Source organism: Kribbella sp. NPDC002412 (assembly GCF_053592935.1).
In genome coordinates this window covers 58,581-76,783 of sequence record NZ_JBSFBL010000007.1, presented here as the reverse complement: position 1 = coordinate 76,783, position 18,203 = coordinate 58,581, and the positions used below count along the sequence as shown (strand labels likewise).

Sequence of the window (18,203 nt, the reverse complement as noted above, 5' to 3'; positions counted from 1 at the left end):
GGGACATGGGTGGGGAGTTGCGGGTCACGGAGGTGGACGGGGTTCCCGTCTACTGGGTGCCTGGTGAGCAGCGGATGCGGGCCGGGTTGTGGTTCCGGGTGGGGATGGCGGACGAGACGCTGCCCACCCACGGCTGGCTGCATCTGCTCGAACACCTTGCCCTGCACGGGCGGGACACGATCCGTACGCCGGTCAACGGACACGTCGGCATGCTGCACACCAGCTTCGACGTGGAAGGCGAGCCCGACGACATCGCCGCGTTCCTGCAGCAGACCTGCCGGTGGCTGACCGATCCGGACTTCACCGACCTGGAGCACGAGCAGCGCGTTCTCCGGGCCGAAGGCGCCACGCGTGGTGCCGGCGCGGTGGCGACGCACCTGCTGTGGCGCTACGGAGCGCAAGGCCCCGGCTTGGCGGGGTACGACGAGTTCGGGCTGTACACCGCCGAAGCGGATCGCCTGCGTGCGCTCGCGGCGGACATCTACACCCGCGGCAACGCCGTACTGGCCCTCACGGGCCCACCGCCGGCGGGTCTGCGGTTGCCGCTCAAGGACGGCACGCGCTGGCCGGCCAACCGCGCGACGCCGTGCGATCAGCCGATGCCGGGTGGGTTCTCGGGACCCGAGGGCTCGGTCGCGTTGTCAGGTGTGGTGCCGCGTTCGACCGCGGCTGCCACCTTGACGCGGGCCCTGCGGCGCGGGCTCGAGGGCGGCTTCCGGCACGGCGCCGGAGTGGGCTACAGCGGTTGGTCGTCGTACGAGCTCGTGGATGCCGATCACGCGATGATCAGTGCGGGGATGGACATCCTGCCCGAGGCGCTGCCGACCGTCGTCTCCGAGACCACGACCGTGCTGCGCCGGCTTCGGGACCGCGGTCCTGACCCGACTGAGCTGCGCGACGACCTGGACCAGGAGCTCCGGCGGATCAAGGCCGAGCCGGCCGAGAACTGGCTGCCGTACCTGGCCGCCCGCGACGTGCTGCTCGGACGCCCGCCGACGGACCGCGACCAGCTGGCGTCCGAGGTCGACGCCGTGACCGCCGACGACGTCCGTGCGGCCGCCCGCGCGATGTGGAGCAGCCTGCTGGTGTCGGTGGACCCCGCCGGCAGTCGCGATCCCCAGTTGAGCTGGCACGGTGGCCCGCCGCGGGTCAGTGTGCCGTTGGGGCAACAGTTCAAGCACGTCGGTCGACCGGTGGCCACGGCCACGCTGACTGTGGGCCGCAGTGGCGCCCATGTCGAGACCACCACGGGCGAGACCTCGGCGTCGTACGACGAATTGGCTGCCGTCGTCGCCTACCCCGACGGCGGACGGTTGCTGATCCGGCGGGACGGCTACCAGCTTCCGATCGAGCCCGCGCTGTGGAAGGACGGACAGCAGGCGGTCGCAACGGTCGACGCCGCGGTGCCGGTCGCGCTGCGGGTGCCGATGCCGGCCCGCGAGCCCGACGCGATCCCGCGGAGCTCAGTGACTCGGCGGGACAAGGCGGCGTACTGGCTGAAGCGGCCGACTCTCTGGGTCCTCGCCGCCCTGGTCGGTGCGGTCGCGCTGGGGCTGGCGACCGGGATGTCGTTCGGTGACCTGCCGCCCGCCACGTTCGTCGTCCTGGTGATAGGCGTCGTTGTGGCCTACCGCGAACACCGCAAGAAGTGAGGTGCTCCCGATGAAGTGGCGACGGAAAACGCCTCCTCCGCCCACGATGGTCCTCGATCCGTGTCTGGGCGATCTCACGGCCCGGCGGCTGTACGACGCCCTCGAGAACCGCGAGTGGTCCACCGCCCGCGCCGTACTGGCCGCTGCCGATCACCCTGACGACCGCGCGTTCTACCTCGATGTCTGCGGCGCCGTCCCCGGCGTACAGGTCTGGATCGGGCACCACACGCCCGACGACAACCTGGCGCAGCTGGTTCGCGGTGCGCACGCCGTGCACTGGGCCTGGGACGCCCGCGGCGGCTACGGCGCGCAGTACACCTCCCGCGATCGGTTCGAGCTCTTCTTCGAGCGACTCCGGCTCGCCGAGTCGTACCTGTACGACGTGATCAGCCGCGACCCGGACGAGGTGTCCGCGTGGGCCTTCCTGATCCGTACGGCGCGGGGACTGCAGCTGCCGCTGGACGACGGTGAGTTCCGGTACCGGGAAGCGACGAAGCGGCACCCGAGCCACTGGAAGGCGAACCACGAGTGGATGCAGACCCTCTGCAAGAAGTGGTTCGGCAGTGACGAGTGGATGCACCAGTTCGCCCGGGACACCGCGACCCGCAGCCCGGACGGCAGCATGGTGCACGCCCTCGTCGCGCTCGCTCACCTCGAGATCACTGTCGAGCTGGACGCGAACCAGACGACCGGCTACATGACCCAGCCGAACGTCCGGGCCGACCTGCGGACCGCGGCCGAGCACTCGATCTGGCACCCGGCCGCCGACCTGCGCCCCGGCTCGGCCGCTCCGCTGAACATCTTCGCCCTGGCCTTCAGCCTGAGCGAGGATCCCGCGGCCGCGGCAGCTGTCTTCCGGCAGCTCGGCGAGCGCCCGACCGAGCAGCCCTGGGGCTACCTCGGCGGCGACCCCGGCCAGAGATTCCTCGAAGCCCGATCCCGCGCCACCGCCGGCTCCTGATCCGTCAGTCCCGGCGCTTGCGCTGCTGCTTGGTGAGGTACATGGCCTGGTCGGCGGTGTGCAGGAGGGTGTCGAGGTCGGTGGTCTCGGGGGTGATCGGGGCGGTGCCGATGCTGGTGCTGACCTGGACGGTGATGTTGGGGAGCGGCCGGCTCACGGCGGTCTCGAGGCGGCCGATCAGGGCGGCCAGGTCGTCGTCGGCGATGTCCTCGGCGAGGACGGCGAACTCGTCGCCGCCGAGACGCGCGACGGTGTCGCCGTGGCGGACCTCGCTCGCCAGCCGGGCGGCGATCTCCTGCAACGCCCGGTCGCCGGCCTCGTGACCGTAGCTGTCGTTGACCAGCTTGAAGTGGTTGAGGTCGCAGAACAGCAGGGCGCCGCGACGGCCGGTGGCGCGAGTCCGCTCCAGCGCGGCCGCGAACCGGTGCTGCAGGAGACGACGGTTCGGCAGGCCGGTCAGTGGGTCGTGGGCGGCGTGGTGGCGGAGCTCGCGCTCGGCGTCCTTGCGGGCGGTCACGTCGTCGATCTGGATCAGCAGGATCCGCGGCTGCCCCTTGGCGCCGACGATGGCCGCCGTACCGCCGAGCCAGATGTCGTTGCCGGCCGGCGGCGAGAAGATCCGCTCGAACCGGTACGTCCCATTGCCGGCGGCCACCTTCTCGAGCTCCTCCCGGGACAGCGACGGGTCCTCGTCACGCAGGAAGTCCAGCAGCCGGGCGCCGACCAGCTGGTCGGCGGTGTACCCGGTGATCCGGCAGAAGGCGTCGTTCACGCGCAGGATCCGGCCGGCCTCGGGCCCGTCGACGGCGATCGTCGCCATCCCGTTGCCGGCGCCCTCGAACACCATCCGGAACGTGGTCTCGCTGGCCTCCAGCCGGGACTTCTCGGCCAGCAGCTGATCGGTCAGCCGGGCCTTGTCGATCGCCAGCCCGGCCTGGGTGGCGAAGATCTCCAGCAGCTCCCGGTGGATCGGGCCGGGCCGTCGCTGGTCCTCCGGCAGGTCGACCGCCAGCATGCCGACCAGGTCGCCGGCCGGTGAGTACAGCGGTGCGAACAGGGCGTCCAGCGGATGCCAGGCGGCCGGGTCGTCGGACACCGGCACGTCGGGCACCCAGCCGATCACCTCGCCTTCCGGCAACCGCTCGTGCGGCACGAACCGGAGCCCGCCCCACTCGTCGGCGATCGCGAACTCGGCGTCGAAGATGTCCGCCGAGCTGATCGTCCCGAGCAGCGCCTCGCGGGCCTCCGGCGACCCGGCGACCGCGATCACCTCGAACTTCCCGTCCGGCTGCCGCAGGTTCAGGACCGCGATCCCGAACCCGAGCCCGGTCACGACGCCGTCGACGACCGCCTGCAGGGTTTCGGCCAGGCTGCGCCCCGCGCCCATCCGCGCGCTCACCTCGTACAGGCGCCGAACAGCCGTCAGCCGAACAGTCGGTTCGTTCTGCACGCGTCGAGCTTAGGCCGATCTCACCCGACGTGAGCAGCTGTAACCAGTGCTGATCCGGTTAAGCGTTTGTCAGAACCGGAGATCGGACAGTCCGCGGTAGCTCCGTTCGGCGGACTGCCAGGCGTCGGTGGGCTTGTCGTGCTCGACCAGCCACTGCTCGACCCCGCCCTCGGCGGCGTGGGCGAACATCGCGGCGAAGTCGAGCTTGCCGGCGCCGACGTCCTCCCACGAGCCGTCCTCGGCCATGTCCTTCACGTGCAGCGCGGGATACCGGCCCGGGTGGTTCCGGAAGTAGTGGATCGGGTCCTTGCCGCCGTTGACCACCCAGTACAGATCCAGCTCGAAGCCGAGCAGCTCCGGGTCGACCTCGAGCAGGATGTCGAACAGCACCTGCCCGTCGACCTCGTCGAAGTCCCGGCCGTGGTTGTGGAAGAGCAGCTTCAGCCCGGCGTCCCGAGCCGCCTTGCCCGCCTCGGTGAACGCGGCGGCCGCCGTACGGAAGCCCTCCACCGAGTGTTGCTCGGAGGGGATCGACGGTACGACGACCCACTTCGCTCCCAGCGTCCTGGCGTCGGCCAGCGCGCCGGCCCAGTCGTCGGACATCCGGTCGTACTTCACGTGCTCCAGCACGATCGACAGCCCGGCCTCGTCCGCGAAGGACCGGATCTTGTCCGGGGAGTGGCCGAACCGGCCGCTCACACCGACCGTGCGGTACCCGATGCCGGCCAGCCGCTTCAGCGTTCCCGGGTAGTCCTCGGCCAGCACATCCCGCATCGTGTACAGGTGCATCCCGATGCCGTCGGCGGGGATAGTCATACAGGCAGCTCCTCTGTCGCTAGATGACGTGCTCCTGGTACCGCTCCAATGCCAGGTCGAAGACCTCCTGACCGGGCGCGTCCCACAGCTTCTGGTTGAAGATCTCGACCTCGATCGGGCCGTCGTACCCGGCCGCGTCGCAGGCCTCGCGGAGCCGGCGCAGTTCGATCGAGCCGTCGCCCATCATGCCGCGGCCGAGCAGCGTGTCCTCCGGCAGCGGGACGACCCAGTCGCTCACCTGGTAGGACAGGATCCGCTCCCCGGCCCGCTCGATCTGCCGGTACACGTCCGCGTCCCACCACAGGTGGTACGCGTCCACGATCACGCCGACCTGCGTCGCCGGGAACTGCTCGGCCAGGTCGAGGGCCCCGGACAGCGACGACACCACGCACCGGTCCGAGCAGAACATCGGGTGCAACGCCTCGACCGCGAGCTTCACGCCACGTTCCTCGGCGTACGGCGCCAGCTCGGCCAGCCCGTCCCGGACCATCGCCCGGGCCCCGTCGATGTCCCGTGACCCGGCCGGCAGGCCGCCGCTGACGAGCACGAGCACGGAGGTCCCGATCGTCGCCGCCTCGTCGATCGCGCGGCGGTTGTCCTCGATCTTCGCCTTCCGCTCGACCGGGTCGGTCGCGGTGAAGAATCCGCTCCGGCACAGCGACGACACCTTCAGGCCGGCGTCCGCGACCAGCTTGGCCGCCTTGTCGACGCCGTACTCCTGGATCGGCTCGCGCCACAGGCCGATCCAGGACAGCTCGGCCTTCGCGCTGGCCGCCACGACGTCCTCGAGCGGCCAGTACTTCGTCGTCGCCTGGTTCAGGCTGTAGCGGCTCACGCGTTTACACCACCCACACGCAGCAGCTGACGGAACCGCGAGACGGCCAGCTCCGGATTCGTCAGTACGCCGGCTTGGTCGGCGAGCCGGAAGGTGTCCGCAAGGTGCGGCAGCGACCGCCCGGTCTGCAGGCCACCGACCATCGAGAACCCGGGCTGGTGGCCGTTCAGCCAGGCCAGGAAGGCGATTCCGGTCTTGTAGTAGTACGTCGGCGCCGAGAAGATCTGCCGGGACAGCGCAACGGTCGGCTCGAACACCTCGTCGTACCGCTGCAGGTCGCCGTCGTCGAGCGCCTTCAACGCGGCCGCGGCCGCCGGGGCGATCGCGGCGAAGATCCCGAGCAGCGCGTCGCTGTAGGCGTCGTCATCGCCCTTGATCAAGGCGGGGTAGTTGAAGTCGTCGCCGGTGTAGAGGCGCACGCCCTCGGGCAGCCGGTTGCGCAGGGCAACTTCACGCGAGGCCTCGAGCAACGAGACCTTGATGCCGTCGACCTTCGCGGTGTTGTCGCAGATCAGCTCGACCACCACGTCGGCGGCGGTGTCGAGCGAGTCGCTGCCCCAGTAGCCGTCGAGCGCGGGGTCGAACATGGCGCCCAGCCAGTGCAGGATCACCGGCCGGGAGGACTGGCTCAGCAGCCGGTCGTACACCTTCCGGTAGTCGTCCGGCGCGGTCGCCGCCGCGCACAAGGCCCGGCTGGCCATCAGGATCGGCTGTGCGCCGACCTCCTCGGCGACGGCCAGCTGCTCCTCGTAGGCGCCGATCACGGTCTCCAGCGAGTGGTTGCCCGCAGCAAGTTGATCCGTGCCGACGCCGACCGCGATCCGGCCGTTCGGGGCCTCCGTGGCGGACCGCCGGATCAGCTCCTGCGTCGCCGGCCAGTCCAGCCCCATCCCGCGTTGCGCGGTGTCCATCGCCTCGGCGACCGACAACCCGAGCGACCACAGGTGCCGCCGGAACTCCAGCGTGTGCTCCCAGTCGACCACGGCAGGCTGTCCCGGCGAGTTGTCGCCCAGGGGGTCCGCTACAACATGGGCTGCGGCAAAGGCCAGCCGCGACCGGGCCGGCTCGTAGGTGCCCTGGGCAACGGGCTCGCCCACCAGCCGGTAGGACGACAGGCCGCCGTCCAGCGGGAGCTCGAGCGAGAGCGTCACAGCTTGCCCTCGATGTCGAGCGGCGGCACCTCGAGCTTGCGGCCCTCGCGCCACGACTGCAGGCCGAGCTCGGCGAGCTGCACACCCTTGGCGCCCTCGACGAAGTCCCAGGTGAACGGCGCGTCGTCGACCACGTGCCGCAGGAACATCTCCCACTGCACCTTGAAGCCGTTGTCGAACTCTTCGTTGTCCGGCACCTCGGCCCACTGCTCGCGGAACTGCTCGGTGGCCGGCAGGTCCGGGTTCCAGACCGGCTTCGGCGTCGCCGACCGGTGCTGCGCCCGGCAGCGGCGCAGCCCCGCGACCGCGCTGCCCTCGGTGCCGTCGACCTGGAACTCGACCAGCTCGTCGCGGAACACCCGGGTCACCCAGGACGAGTTCATCTGGGCGACGATGCCGCCCTCCAGCTCGAAGACGCCGTACGCCGCGTCGTCCGCGGTGGCGGTGTACTCCTGGCCCTGCTCGTCGTACCGGGTCGGGATGTGCGTCGCGCCCTGGCAGTAGACGGACTTGACCGGGCCGAAGATCTGGTCGAGCACGTACCGCCAGTGGCAGAACATGTCGACGATGATGCCGCCGCCCTCTTCGGACTTGTAGTTCCAGGACGGCCGCTGCGCCTCCTGCCAGTCGCCCTCGAAGACCCAGTAGCCGAACTCGCCGCGGACCGAGAGGATCTGTCCGAAGAACCCGCCGTCCACCAGCCGCTTCAGCTTCCGCAGGCCGGGCAGCGACAGCTTGTCCTGGACCACGCCGTTCTTCAGCCCGGAGTCGCGGACCAGGCGGGCCAGGTCGACGGCGGCCTCCAGGCCCTCGGCGATCGGCTTCTCGCAGTAGATGGCCTTGCCGGCCTCGACCGCCGCGCGGACCCCCTTCTCGCGCAGCTGGGTCAGCTGGGAGTCGAAGTAGATCTCCACGTCCGGCTCGGCAAGCGCCTCGGCCAGGTCGGTGGTCCACCGGGTCAGCTCGTACTTCTCGGCGATCCGGCGCAGCTTGAGCTCGTTGCGGCCGACCAGGATCGGCTCGGGGACGATCATGGTGCCGTCGGCGGCCGGGATGCCGCCCTGCTCACGGATCGCCACGATGGAGCGCTCGAGGTGCTGGCGCAGGCCCATCCGGCCGGTGACTCCGTTCATCACGATGCCGATGCGTCGCTCGTTCACAGTCTTGCCTCTCACGAAGTGATGTCGTAGATGTCGAGGCGACCGCACATGCCGTGCCGGCCGAACTCGGTGGGGGCGGGTAGTCGATGGAGCTCAGCGGTCTGCAGGTGCGGCGCCGTACCGGCCTCGAGGGCGTCCAGCGCGGCGCCGGTCTCGTCGGCGAGCCGGCGTGCGCCCTGCTCCCAGCGACGGCGCCAGTCGGCGAGCTGCGGCTGGACGAGCTGGACCGCGGCCGCGTAGAAGTCGTCGAGCGCCGTCGGGCCCTGCGCCTCGTACGTCTCCCGCAGTACGGCGAAACCGTCGAGCGCGAGGTCGCGGCGGGCCATCGCGGACGCGGTCCGCGCCTCACCCTCGCCGGTGAGGGCGGTCGCCTTCAGGTACGTCTCGCGGTCGGCCAGGTGCTCGGGCGGCAGCGTCAGCACGGCGTCGCCGGCCTCGGGGAGACCGGAGTTCGACATCAGCGTTAGGATCTGCAGCCCGCCGCCGTTCACCAGCCGGTGGATGGTGCCGGGGTCGAACCACACCACGGCGCCGGCCTGCAGCGGGGTCTCGGTGAAGCCCTTCGCCGTGAGCGTCTGGACCGCGCCGGTGCCGGCGATCACGTAGTACCCCTCGGAGCAGGCGAGGTGGACGTGCGGCGTCCCGCCGACCAGGCCGTCCGGGGCCTCGACGTCGTACACCGTCAGCCGCGAGATGCCGATCCCGCCCGGGAGTGCGACCGCAGCACCGGGCTCGAACTCGCACATGCCGGAGCCTCCCTCGCCGTGAGCCTTGGAAAGGGCTTTCCAGGCCTTGTGACCGCAACCTTAGGTGGGCTGTCACGACGAGTCAACCTGTAACGGAAAGCGATGTCCGACCGCATCCGGTCAACCCCGCAGGGTGCTTTCCGACAGGAGGTCCTCCCCCAGTCGCGCCGAAACTCACGCCGCGCAGGCGGGACGGCGGCCGGCAGTGGGTATATACGTCCTGTCGGTCGGCACCGGACGGTCAGGTGCGGACGGCGGCGACGGCCTGTGACCAGGTGGTGCGGCGGGATGCGCGGGAGCCGGCGTCGAGTCCCGGTTCGAAGACTCGGGCGGAGCGTTTGTCGGCCCAGCCAGTGGCTTCGCCTAGGGCGGTCCAGGCCAGCTCGGCGGCGCCGAGCGCGCTGACCTCGGCAACATCGGACGCCTCGACCGGGTGACCGAGCAGATCGGCCTGGGTTTGCATCAGCAGACCGGAGACGGTGGCCCCGCCGTCGGCCCGGAGCCGTCCAGGCGTACCCGGAATGGTGTCGACGATGTCGCAGATCTGGTGCGCGACCGCGTCCACGGACGCCCGCGCGATGTGGGCGCGAGTGGTCGAACTGCTCATCCCGGTCAGCGCGGCGCGGGCGTTGCGATCCCAGTGCGGCGCCCCGAGCCCGGCGAACGCCGGCACCAGTACGACGCCGCCCGCATCCGGCACGGTGTCCGCGAGTTCCACCAGCGCGCCGACGTCGGGCAGCCCGAGCATGCCGGCCGTCCAGGCGAGCGCGGCGCCGGACGACACGATGTTCCCTTCGAGCGCGTAGAGCGGCTGATCCGTCAGCCACGCGAGCGTGCACCCGTCGGCGACGAACGCGTCGACCGGCGTCATCACGGACGACCCGGTACCGTACGTCGCCTTGATCATCCCGGCCCGCGTGCATCCTTGCCCGTACATCGCCGCATGCGAGTCGGCCAGGACGGCGACGATCGGGATCCCGTCGGGCAGCCCCGGAACGCCTTTGGTGTGGCCGAATCCGCCGTTCGACGGCCGGACCTCCGGCAGCACCGACCGCGGTACGCCGAAGGCCTCGAGCAACGACGTGGACCAGTCGAGGTCCAGAACGTCGTACAGCAAGGTGCGTGACGCGTTGCCCGCTTCTATCAGATGCTCTTGGCAACCACTCAGGCGATGAACCAGCCAGGAGTCGACGGTGCCGACGCGATCGGGTTTCGAGTTCTTGAGCAGCCAGTGCAGCTTGGGCGCGGAGAACATCGCGTCCACCCGCAGTCCGGTGCGCTCGCGGACCAGCACATCAAGCTCGGCGGGAAGGGTCGCGCACCAGGCCGTGGTCCGCACGTCCTGCCAGCCGATGACCGGCCCGACCGCCGCGCCCGCGCCGCTCCACCCGACGACCGACTCACGCTGCGTGGACAAGGCGACCCCGACGACGTCGACACCGTCCGCAGACGCGAGGCAGGCGGAGATCGCCGTCAGCACGCTCTGCCAGATGTCCTCGGCATCCTGCTCCGCCCAGCCCGGCTGGGGTGTCGACAGGCCGACCGGAGCGGACCCGGTCGCCAGCACGGATCCGTCGGCGGCGACGAGTAGCGCTTTGGAGTTGGTCGTGCCCTGGTCGACCGCAAGCACCGCAGATCCACCCACGTCGAGCGCCCTTCCGGTTCGACAACTTTCAACTGAGGTCTTGACGGGACTCTAGCGCCGTGGTGAAACTCAGGTCGACAGGTTATGCACTACTGAATATCTATTCGAGATGGGATCTCAGGGTGGCGAAGCCGAGCAGACGTCGGGTGATCATCAACACGGACGCCAAGAACGAGGCGGACGACCAGTTCGCGATCGTGCACGGGCTGCTGTCGCCCACCTTCGACATCCGCGGGCTGATCGCCGCGCACTTCGGCACCCGGCGGTCGGACCGGAGCATGGCGGAGTCGCGCGAGGAGATCGACCTGCTGCTGGACCTGATGGACCTGACCGGCCAGGTCCCGGTCGCGGACGGGGCGCCGACCGGCATTCCGGACGAGCAGACTCCGCTGGACTCCCCGGGCGCGCGGCTGATCATCGAGGAGTCCAAGCTGGCCTCGAAGGACGACCCGCTGTTCGTGTCGTTCCTCGGCCCGCTGACCGACATGGCCTCGGCGATCCTGCTCGACCCGGAGATCGTGCGCCGGGACGTGATCGTGATCTGGATCGGCGGCCGGGGGTACGACGGCTACACGTCGTACCCGGGGATCGAGTTCAACCTGTCCAACGACATCCACGCCGCGAACGTGGTGTTCGGCTCCGGGATGACGGTCTGGCAGGTGCCGAGCGACGTCTACACCAAGGTCTCGGTGAGCTACGCGGAGCTCGACGAGAAGATCGGCGACGCCGGGCCGCTCGGCAAGTATCTGATCGAGCAGCTGCACGAGTGGAACGCCACCTACCACGGCGAACCGATCGAGTCCCGGTCCCTCGGCGACTCGCCGGCGATCGCCCTGATGCTGTACCCGCGCAGCGGGGACATGCGGGTCCGGCCGGCGCCGCGGTTCGGCGTCGACGGCTGGTACCTGCCCGGGACCGACAACCCCATCAGCGTCTGCGAACAGGTCGACGTCCGGTTCCTGCTGGAAGACATGTTCGCCAAGATCCGCCGCTTTGCCCGCCAAAGGAGCAACTCATGACAGGCAACACCTTCACCCGCCGTGGATTCCTCGGTCTCACGTCCGCCGCCGCTGCCGGCGTCGGCCTGTCCGCCTGCACCGGCGGTGGCGCGTCGACCAGCGGGAGCGGCGGCGCCACCGGCGCGGCCTCGAACAACCTGCGCCTGTTCACCTACGAGGCCGACGAGACGATCGGGCTGCTGAAGGCGCAGGTCAAGAAGTTCGACGCGCAGAACGGCACCACGACGACCGTCGACAGCCTGCCCGGCTCGGGTGCGGCGGTGTACCCGGACAAGCTGCGCACGGAACTGCTCGGTGGCAAGGGCCCGGATGTCTGGCGGATCTGGGGCGGCCAGATCGGGGCGCCGTTCGCGAAGGCCAAGCAGGCGCTCGACCTGTCGCCGTACTACTCCAAGTACGGCTGGGACTCGAAGATCAACACCGCGGCGATCGGCGGGATGACGTTCGACGGCGTGAAGACCGGGGTGCCGTTCGTCTCGCTCGGGATCGGCGCCTGGTACAACAAGTCGCTGCTCGCGAAGGCCGGGGTCAGCGGACCGCCGACGACGTACGCCGAGCTCGAGGCGATGAACGACAAGCTGGTCGCGGTCGGCGTCACGCCGTGCGGGCTGGGCGGCAAGTACGGCTGGGACATCATGCGGCTGTTCGAGTACCTGCTCGAGCACACCGCCGGGCCGGAGCTGCACGACAAGCTGCTGACCGGTGACGAGAGCTGGGACCGGCCCGAGGTCGTCGAGGCGTTCGCGCTGTTCAAGAAGTGGCAGGACAAGAAGTGGCTGCCGCAGGGCGCGCTGGGCCTCGACCCGGCCGACATCGAACCGGCGTACGTGCAGGGCAAGACGGCGTACACGATCACCGGGCCGTGGACCGAGGCGGCTGCGATCCTGTCCGCGAAGAAGAGCCCGGCCGCGTTCGGCAACTTCGAGCTGCCCACCGACCAGAAGCCGGCCCGGCACTCGGGCTTCGTCGAGGGCTACATGATCAACGCCAAGTCGGGCAACGCCGACAAGGCCGCGGCGCTGATCGACTTCATCGTGCAGCCCGAGACGCAGAAGGCGATGCAGGTCAGCGCCTCGACGGTCAAGGGCGCCGAGCCGGACCCGAAGGCGCTGCCGCTGTCGGCGGAGTGGGCGCAGAAGTACGGGAGCAACCCCTTCTACACGATCCAGGACCAGGCGTTCCCGAAGAAGGAGGCCGACCAGTACTTCAGCGTGCAGAGCGACCTGCTGCAGGGCTCGGTCACGCCGGACGCGGCGGCGAAGAAGATGCAGGAGATCGTCTCCGCCTGGGCGAAGGGCTGAGTCGGGCTGATGGCGACGGTCGCACTGTCCAAGCCCGCCAAGGCCGCGAAGGCCAAGCGCGGTGGCAAGTGGTCACCCTGGTTGTTCGCCCTGCCTGCCTTGGTGGTGTACGTCGCGTTCCTGGTGTACCCGGCGTTGTCGTCACTGTGGTTCAGCCTGACCGACTGGGACGGCCTGAGCGCGACGTACAACTTCGTCGGGCTGCAGAACTACGTCGACCTGCCCAAGGACCCGGTCGTGGTCACGGCGGTCCGGAACAACGTGATCTGGACCGTCGTGACGATCGCGTTCCCGACGATCCTCGGGCTCGCGCTGGCGATCGCGCTGAACGGCAAGGTGCACGGCAAGCCGATCCTGCGGCTGATCTTCTACACGCCCGCCGTGCTGCCGCTGGTCTCGATCGCCTCGATCTGGGGCTGGCTGTACAACCCGCAGTACGGCGCGATCAACTCGTTCCTGCGGTTGATCGGGCTGGACGGGCTGGCGCAGCCGTGGCTCGGGCAGGACTCGACCGCGTTGTGGGCGGTGTTGGTGCCGGCCATCTGGCTGCGCACCGGCTTCCCGATGCTGCTCTACCTGGCCGCCCTGCAGGGGATCCCGAACGAGCTCTACGAGGCCGCGACGGTCGACGGCGCGAGCCGGTGGCAACAGTTCTGGCACGTCACGATGCCGAGCCTGCGGCCGGCCCACTACATCGTGCTGGCGTTGTCGCTGATCGACTCGTTCAAGGTCTTCGACATGATCTACGCGATGACGTACGGCGGACCCGGCACGGCGACGCAGGTGATGGGGACGTGGATGTACGCCAACGTCTTCCAGTACTACCAGGCCGGGTACGGCACCGCGATCGCCGTGGTGATCACCCTGGTCGCGATCGCCGTCGGCATCCCGTACGTCCGGTCGCAAACGAAGGAGGCGTCATGACCTCGATCGCGCCGGTCCGGGTGGACGCGCCCGTCGTACCGAACGAGACAGAACCTGTCAGTCAGGAGTCGAAGGGCCGCAAGGGCCTGGTCATCACGCTGGTGCTCGTGGTGGTGGCGCTGTTCTGGATCTCGCCGCTGGCGCTGCTCGTGATCACCGCCGTCCGGCCGCTGTCGGACTTCATCGGCAACGGGCCGCTGTCCTGGCCGGACCAGTTCACCTGGTCGAACTTCAAGGACGCCTGGGGGATCGGCAACTTCGCCACCACCTACCGCAACAGCGCGCTGCTGGCGCTGCTCAAGGTGCCGCTCGGCGTGCTGATCTCGGCGATGCTCGGGTTCGCGCTGGCCAAGCTGCGGATGAAGTTCCGCACGACGGTGATGTTCACGGTGTTCCTCGGGCTGACCATCCCGATCTACATCACCATCGTCCCGGTCTTCATCATGATGCGCCAAGCCGGCGCCACCGACAGCATCTTCGGGCTGATCGGGCCGTACCTGGCCTTCGGCATCCCGTTCGAGGTGCTGGTGCTGCAGTCGTTCTTCCGGCAGATCCCGGACGAGATCATCGAGGCGGCCAAGGTCGACGGCGCCGGCGACTGGCGGGTGTTCTTCACGATCGTCCTGCCGCTGTCCCTGCCGGCCCTGGTCACGGTCGCGATCCTGGACGCGGTGGCGACCTGGAACGAGTTCCTGTTCGCGCTGATCCTGCTGAACTCCGACGCCAACAAGACGATCCCGGTCGGGCTGCTCAACTTCCAGGGCCAGTTCGCCAACAACAACACCGGACTCGCGGCGGGCATCCTGATCGCCGTGGTGCCGATCCTGATCGCGTACACCCTCCTGCAGCGCTGGATCGTCGGCGGCCTCACCGCCGGCTCTCTCAAAGGTTAGGAACAACCATGACTGACATGCCGGTCTTCGGCGCGGGTATCTGGCACTTCGCGACGTACAAGGACCGCTACGCCACCGACGGGTACGGCGAACCCGTCGGACTGCTCGAACAGATCGACCGGGCCGGCGCGGTGGGCGACCTGTCCGTCGTCGATCTCAACTGGCCGTTCGCCGGGTACGACGGGACGCTCGACGAGGTCAAGGAGGCGCTGAAGCGCAACAACCTCAAGGCGATCGCGATCACCCCGGAGATCTACACCCGCGACTTCGTCAAGGGATCCTTCACCAACCCCGACCCCGGCGTCCGCAAGCAGGCGCTGGAGCTGATGCACAACGCGACCGAGCTGGCCAAGGACCTGGGCTGCTCCTACGTGAAGCTCTGGCCCGGCCAGGACGGCTGGGACTACCCCTTCCAGGTGGACTACCACGACATCTGGAACCTGGCGCTGGACGGCCTGAAGGAGCTCGTCTCGGCGCACCCGGACATCAACTTCGTGATCGAGTACAAACCGCGTGAGCCGCGGGTGAAGATCATCTTCCCGAACGTCGCCCGGACCCTGCTCGGGATCGAGAAGATCGGCCTGCCCAACCTCGGCATCCTGCTGGACTTCGGCCACTCGCTGTACGGCCAGGAGACGCCGGCCGACGCCGCCCAGCTGGCGATCGACTACAACCGGCTGTTCGCGATCGACGTGAACGACAACCTGCGCGGCTGGGACGACGACATGGTGGTCGGCTCGGTGCACCTGGTCGAGACGTTCGAGTTCTTCCACACGCTGCGCAAGAACAACTGGGAGGGTGTCTGGCAGCTGGACCAGTTCCCGTTCCGCGAGGACAGCGTCGAGGCGGCCAAGCAGGCGATCCGCTTCCTGAAGGCGGTGCACCACGCGCTCGACGTACTGGACGACCAGGCCCTGGCCGCGGCGCAGGCGTCACACGACGCACTGGCCGCCCAGAAGCTGGTCCAGAAGGTCCTGCTGAGCTCAATGGCGGAGATCGCATGAGTCTGACCGTCGAACACACGACGATGCCGGTGCTGGGCAGGCTGCCGATCCACAGCAGCCGGGCCGAGCAGGTGGCGCACATCGCCGAGGCGGCCCGGCAGATCCGGATCCAGGACCTCAAGCTGGTCCACCACGCCGGTGCCGGCCACATCGGCGGTGACTTCTCCGCCATCGACATCCTGGCCACCCTGTACGGCGCGGTGCTCGGCATCACGCCGGAGACGGTGACCGATCCCGAGCGCGACCGGTTCATCCTGAGCAAGGGGCATGTCGCCGGAGCGCTCTACACCACGCTGGCGGCCTTCGGGTTCCTGCCGGTGGACGAGCTCGCCACCTTTCTCAAGCCCGAGTCGGCGCTCAACGGGCACCCGAACCGGAACAAGGTCGGCGGGGTCGAGGCGAACACCGGTCCGCTCGGGCACGGGCTGCCGGTCGCGGTCGGGCATGCGCTGTCGGCCAAGCTGGACGTGTCGATGCGCCGTACCTACGTGCTGGTCGGCGACGGCGAGCTGCAGGAGGGCAGCAACTGGGAGGCGATGATGGCGGCCTCGCAGTACCAGCTGGACCGGCTGACCGTGATCGTCGACCGGAACCGGCTGCAGCAGGGCGCCACCACGAAGGAGACCAACGACCTGGATCCGCTGCCGGAGAAGGCGATGGCGTTCGGGTTCGCGGTGGTGGAGGTGAACGGCCACGACCACGGCGAGCTCCTCGACGTGCTGTCCGCTGTGCCCTTCCGGCCCGGCAAGCCGACCTTCGTGATCGCCCACACGCACAAGGGGCACCCGATCTCGTTCATGAGCAACAACGTCGCCTGGCACCACCGGGTGCCGGACGCGGCGGAGTTCCAGCAGGCGCTGACCGAGCTGGACGCTGTTGTTCCCGGATACGCCAAGGAGCATCTAATGACCGAGCGAAGCGAGGGCATCATCAAGCACAGTCCGCTTCGTGTCTCATCCGCGCCCGGAGCGAAGCGAGGACGTGGATGAGCATCGTCGACACCTCGATCGCCGACCAGCCGCGGTACGACTGCCGGGACGCGTACGTCGAGACGCTCGCCGAGCTCGCGCACGCGGACCACCGGATCGTCGGGGTGGTGAACGACTCGGTCGGGTCCAGCAAGCTGAACAGCTTCCGCAAGGCGTTCCCGGACCGGCTGATCAACGTCGGGATCGCCGAGCAGGACATGGTCGGGGTCGCGTCCGGGCTGGCCAACGGCGGCCGGATCCCGTTCGTCTCGGCCGCGTCCTGCTTTCTGACCGGCCGCGCGCTGGAGCAGATCAAGGCGGACGTCGCCTACTCGAACACCAACGTGAAGCTCTGCGGCATGAGCCCGGGCGTCGCGTACGGCGAACTGGGCCCGACGCACCACTCGATCGAGGACATCGCGTGGTTGCGGGCGATCTCCAACCTGACCGTGATCGTGCCGGCCGACCCGATCGAGACCGCGGCGGCGCTGCGCTGGGCGGCGGCTTCGGACGGGCCGGTGTTCATCCGGGTCAGCCGGATGAGCGTGCCGAAGGTGTACGCCGACGACTACGAGTTCCGGCTCGGCAAGGCGATCACGGTCCGGGCCGGTGACGACGTGACGCTGATCAGCAACGGCACCGTGCTGTGGCGGGCGCTGGCCGCGGCCGAACAGCTCGCCACCGAAGGGATCTCGGCCCGGGTGCTGTCGATGCCGACCGTGAAACCGCTCGACGTCGAGGCCGTGGTCGCGGCCGCGCGGGAGACGGCCGGAATCGTCACCGCCGAAGAGGCGGTGTCCGGTGGCGGCCTCGGCGGTGCGGTGGCCGAGACCGTCGTACAGCAGCACCCGGCCCGGGTGTCGATCCTCGGGATCCCGGAGTTCGCGCCCACGGGCTCGGCCGGGTACCTGCTGGACCGCTACGGCCTGTCGCCGGAGGGCATCGCGGACTCCGCGCGGCAACTGGTCAAGACAAGTAAGTGATCAGGTCGGCGATCGAGATCATCGCGAAACCGTGAGTGTCGGCGAACGCGCGCAGGTCGGGTCCGGTCATCAGGGTGCCGTCGTCGTTCATCAGCTCGCCGATCACGCCGACCGGCGGCAGCCCGGCCAGCCGGACGAGCTCGACGGTGGCCTCGGTGTGACCGGGCCGCTGCCGGACACCGCCCGCCACGGCACGCAGCGGGAGGATGTGACCGGGCCGGATCAGGTCCGTGGGCTGTGCCGCCGGGTCGGCCAGTACGCGGACGGTCCGGGCCCGGTCGGCGGCCGAGATGCCGGTCCCGATCCCGCTGCCCGCGTCGACCGAGACCGTGTACGCGGTCCGCAGGCTGTCCTGGTTGTCCGGCACCATCAGCGGCAGCTCGAGCCGGTCGAGAATCTCCGGCGCGGCCGGTGCGCAGACGTATCCGCTGGTGTGCCGGACCAGCAGCGCCATCAGTTCGGGGGTCGCCAGGCTCGCGGCGAAGGTCAGGTCGCCCTCGTTCTCCCGGTCCTCGTCGTCGACGACCACGACGGGCCGTCCCAGGGCGATCTCGTCGACCGCGCGCCGAATGGTGTCCAGGTGCGTGGTAGCTGTCGCGGAGTGCACGGTCGTTGTCCTCTCGGCCTGGTACTCCGGGGCAACGACAAGCTCCGCGGGCACGTCCGGCTCGAGCGACGGCAGCGCACGCGAAGAC

Annotated in this window: 17 protein-coding genes; 9 read left to right on the top strand and 8 right to left on the bottom strand. The window is 69.4% G+C overall.

Translation table 11 applies throughout. The features are described from left to right. Positions 1-5: 5 nt before the first annotated feature. Together ACWCOV_RS07910 and ACWCOV_RS07905 are read left to right on the top strand one after the other, a co-directional pair. The gene (locus ACWCOV_RS07910) at positions 6-1,652 is read left to right on the top strand and encodes a hypothetical protein (RefSeq protein ID WP_449828474.1); all 1,647 of its coding nucleotides are present in this window, start codon (positions 6-8) and stop codon (positions 1,650-1,652) included. A gap of 10 nt (positions 1,653-1,662) precedes the next feature. Then, on the top strand, positions 1,663-2,613 hold the full coding sequence (locus tag ACWCOV_RS07905; RefSeq protein ID WP_449828473.1) for a hypothetical protein: 951 nt from the start codon (positions 1,663-1,665) through the stop codon (positions 2,611-2,613). Positions 2,614-2,617: 4 nt separating this feature from the next. Here ACWCOV_RS07905 and ACWCOV_RS07900 read toward each other — a convergent pair whose 3' ends face one another. From ACWCOV_RS07900 to ACWCOV_RS07870, 7 genes are all read right to left on the bottom strand, one after another. Beyond that, the gene (locus ACWCOV_RS07900) at positions 2,618-4,063 is read right to left on the bottom strand and encodes a diguanylate cyclase domain-containing protein (protein WP_449828472.1); all 1,446 of its coding nucleotides are present in this window, start codon (positions 4,061-4,063) and stop codon (positions 2,618-2,620) included. A gap of 69 nt (positions 4,064-4,132) precedes the next feature. Then, positions 4,133-4,879, bottom strand: coding sequence for a sugar phosphate isomerase/epimerase family protein (locus ACWCOV_RS07895; protein WP_449828471.1), 747 nt, complete (start codon positions 4,877-4,879; stop codon positions 4,133-4,135). Between the two features lie 19 nt (positions 4,880-4,898). Next, positions 4,899-5,714, bottom strand: coding sequence for a sugar phosphate isomerase/epimerase family protein (locus tag ACWCOV_RS07890; RefSeq protein ID WP_449828470.1), 816 nt, complete (start codon positions 5,712-5,714; stop codon positions 4,899-4,901). After that, a complete protein-coding gene (locus ACWCOV_RS07885; RefSeq protein ID WP_449828469.1) occupies positions 5,711-6,865 on the bottom strand; it encodes a dihydrodipicolinate synthase family protein in 1,155 nt (384 codons plus the stop codon). Before ACWCOV_RS07885 ends, ACWCOV_RS07890 begins: the two co-directional genes overlap by 4 nt. Continuing rightward, positions 6,862-8,040, bottom strand: a complete 1,179-nt coding sequence (locus ACWCOV_RS07880; RefSeq protein ID WP_449828468.1) for a Gfo/Idh/MocA family protein — start codon at positions 8,038-8,040, stop codon at positions 6,862-6,864. The genes ACWCOV_RS07885 and ACWCOV_RS07880 overlap by 4 nt, the downstream gene beginning before the upstream one ends. Further along, positions 8,037-8,771, bottom strand: a complete 735-nt coding sequence (locus tag ACWCOV_RS07875) for a cupin domain-containing protein (RefSeq protein ID WP_449828467.1) — start codon at positions 8,769-8,771, stop codon at positions 8,037-8,039. The genes ACWCOV_RS07880 and ACWCOV_RS07875 overlap by 4 nt, the downstream gene beginning before the upstream one ends. 241 nt (positions 8,772-9,012) lie before the next feature. Next, on the bottom strand, positions 9,013-10,416 hold the full coding sequence (locus tag ACWCOV_RS07870) for an FGGY-family carbohydrate kinase (RefSeq protein ID WP_449828466.1): 1,404 nt from the start codon (positions 10,414-10,416) through the stop codon (positions 9,013-9,015). 146 nt (positions 10,417-10,562) lie between these two features. Here ACWCOV_RS07870 and ACWCOV_RS07865 point away from each other — a divergent pair, with 146 nt between their 5' ends. From ACWCOV_RS07865 to ACWCOV_RS07835, 7 genes are read left to right on the top strand one after another with little or no spacing between them, the layout of a single operon-like run. Further along, positions 10,563-11,435, top strand: a complete 873-nt coding sequence (locus tag ACWCOV_RS07865) for a nucleoside hydrolase (protein WP_449828465.1) — start codon at positions 10,563-10,565, stop codon at positions 11,433-11,435. Continuing rightward, on the top strand, positions 11,432-12,736 hold the full coding sequence (locus ACWCOV_RS07860; RefSeq protein WP_449828464.1) for an ABC transporter substrate-binding protein: 1,305 nt from the start codon (positions 11,432-11,434) through the stop codon (positions 12,734-12,736). Before ACWCOV_RS07865 ends, ACWCOV_RS07860 begins: the two co-directional genes overlap by 4 nt. Before the next feature lie 9 nt (positions 12,737-12,745). Continuing rightward, entirely contained in the window at positions 12,746-13,660 is a 915-nt protein-coding gene (locus tag ACWCOV_RS07855) for a carbohydrate ABC transporter permease (RefSeq protein WP_449828463.1), read from the top strand. Then, positions 13,657-14,553, top strand: coding sequence for a carbohydrate ABC transporter permease (locus ACWCOV_RS07850; protein ID WP_449828462.1), 897 nt, complete (start codon positions 13,657-13,659; stop codon positions 14,551-14,553). Before ACWCOV_RS07855 ends, ACWCOV_RS07850 begins: the two co-directional genes overlap by 4 nt. Positions 14,554-14,561: 8 nt before the next feature. After that, positions 14,562-15,557, top strand: coding sequence for a sugar phosphate isomerase/epimerase family protein (locus ACWCOV_RS07845; RefSeq protein WP_449828461.1), 996 nt, complete (start codon positions 14,562-14,564; stop codon positions 15,555-15,557). Continuing rightward, positions 15,554-16,546, top strand: a complete 993-nt coding sequence (locus tag ACWCOV_RS07840) for a transketolase (RefSeq protein WP_449828460.1) — start codon at positions 15,554-15,556, stop codon at positions 16,544-16,546. Before ACWCOV_RS07845 ends, ACWCOV_RS07840 begins: the two co-directional genes overlap by 4 nt. Next, a complete protein-coding gene (locus tag ACWCOV_RS07835) occupies positions 16,543-17,508 on the top strand; it encodes a transketolase family protein (RefSeq protein ID WP_449828459.1) in 966 nt (321 codons plus the stop codon). The genes ACWCOV_RS07840 and ACWCOV_RS07835 overlap by 4 nt, the downstream gene beginning before the upstream one ends. Here the strand turns inward: ACWCOV_RS07835 and ribB are convergent. After that, complete coding sequence (gene ribB / locus ACWCOV_RS07830) at positions 17,492-18,169, bottom strand: 3,4-dihydroxy-2-butanone-4-phosphate synthase (RefSeq protein WP_449828458.1); 678 nt, start codon at positions 18,167-18,169, stop codon at positions 17,492-17,494. The two genes, ACWCOV_RS07835 and ribB, sit on opposite strands and share 17 nt — an antisense overlap. Positions 18,170-18,203 lie beyond the last annotated feature (34 nt).